Genomic DNA, 2,052 nt, shown 5'->3' on the forward strand with positions numbered 1-2,052 from the left:
AAATATATGTTAAGTGGAAAAGGATGTGGCGTTGCACAGACAACTAGGATGTTGGCTTAGAAGCAGCCATCATTTAAAGAGTGCGTAATAGCTCACTAGTCAAGTGACGCTGCGCCGAAAATGTACCGGGGCTAAACATATTACCGAAACTGTGGATTAAAATTTATTTTAATGGTAGGAGAGCGTTCTAAGTGCGGCGAAGCATGATCGTAAGGACATGTGGAGCGCTTAGAAGTGAGAATGCCGGTGTGAGTAGCGAAAGACGGGTGAGAATCCCGTCCACCGAACGACTAAGGTTTCCAGAGGTAGGCTCGTCCGCTCTGGGTAAGTCGGGACCTAAGCCGAGGCGATAAGCGTAGGCGATGGACAACAGGTAGAAATTCCTGTACCAGTAAGATTGCATTTGAGTGATGGAGTGACGCAGAAGGAAAAGATGAGCGCGCGAAAGGAAGAGCGCGTCCAAGCCATAAGGCTGCATGTTAGGCAAATCCGGCATGCATAAGGCTAAGTGGTGATGGGGAGCCGAAAATAGTAGGCGAAGCATACGGACTCACACTGCCAAGAAAAGCTTCTAGCAAGTAATCATACTGCCCGTACCGTAAACCGACACAGGTAGTTGGGAAGAGAATTCTAAGGTGAGCGAGCGAACTCTCGTTAAGGAACTCGGCAAAATGACCCCGTAACTTCGGGAGAAGGGGTGCTTATAGAAATATAAGCCGCAGTGAATAGGCCCAAGCGACTGTTTACCAAAAACACAGGTCTCTGCCAAACCGAAAGGTGAAGTATAGGGGCTGACGCCTGCCCGGTGCTGGAAGGTTAAGAGGAGTGCTTAGCGTAAGCGAAGGTACGAATTGAAGCCCCAGTAAACGGCGGCCGTAACTATAACGGTCCTAAGGTAGCGAAATTCCTTGTCAGGTAAGTTCTGACCCGCACGAAAGGCGTAACGATTTGGGCACTGTCTCAACGAGAGGCTCGGTGAAATCATAGTACCTGTGAAGATGCAGGTTACCCGCGACAGGACGGAAAGACCCCGTGGAGCTTTACTGTAATTTGATATTGAATCTTGACTCCACCTGTACAGGATAGGTGGGAGCCGAAGAATCATGGACGTCAGTCTATGAGGAGGCACTGGTGGGATACCACCCTGGTGTGGTTGAGATTCTAACCCGCAGCCGTGATCCGGCTGGGAGACAGTGTCAGATGGACAGTTTGACTGGGGCGGTCGCCTCCTAAAGAGTAACGGAGGCGCTCAAAGGTATCCTCAGAATGGTTGGAAATCATTCAAAGAGTGTAAAGGCATAAGGATGCTTGACTGCGAGACCTACAAGTCGAGCAGGGTCGAAAGACGGACTTAGTGATCCGGTGGTTCCGCATGGAAGGGCCATCGCTCAACGGATAAAAGCTACCCCGGGGATAACAGGCTTATCTCCCCCAAGAGTTCACATCGACGGGGAGGTTTGGCACCTCGATGTCGGCTCATCGCATCCTGGGGCTGTAGTCGGTCCCAAGGGTTGGGCTGTTCGCCCATTAAAGCGGTACGCGAGCTGGGTTCAGAACGTCGTGAGACAGTTCGGTCCCTATCCGTCGTGGGCGTAGGAAATTTGAGAGGCGCTGTCCTTAGTACGAGAGGACCGGGATGGACATACCACTGGTGTACCAGTTGTCGTGCCAACGGCATAGCTGGGTAGCTACGTATGGACGGGATAAATGCTGAAAGCATCTAAGCATGAAGCCCCCCTCAAGATGAGATTTCCCCAATAGATGCCTCAGAGACTATGAGGTTGATAGGTTCGGCGTGTAAGTGTGGCAACACATTCAGCGGACGAATACTAATCCATCGAAGACTTATTCAAATGTAAGACAACGAAATTAAAGAGTGCGTTCACTCTTCTCGATACTTCTATCCGGTTTTGAATGTATATCATTCAACCAATAGTCTGGCGGCGATGGCGGAGAGGCCACACCTGTTCCCATGTCGAACACAGCAGTTAAGCTCTCCAGCGCCGATGGTAGTTGGACTGACGTCCCGCAAGAGTAGGACGCTGCCAGGCT

Annotated in this window: 2 rRNA genes; both read left to right on the forward strand. The window is 50.8% G+C overall.

Annotation, left to right across the window (positions count from 1 at the left end):
* Positions 1–1,853, forward strand: a 23S ribosomal RNA gene (locus IEU81_RS10900); the annotation flags it as partial.
* Between the two features lie 83 nt (positions 1,854–1,936).
* Positions 1,937–2,051 (forward strand): 5S ribosomal RNA (gene rrf / locus IEU81_RS10905).
* Position 2,052: the final 1 nt, after the last annotated feature.

Origin of the sequence: Jeotgalicoccus aerolatus (assembly GCF_014635205.1) — a bacterium.
GTDB classification, from domain to species: domain Bacteria; phylum Bacillota; class Bacilli; order Staphylococcales; family Salinicoccaceae; genus Jeotgalicoccus; species Jeotgalicoccus aerolatus.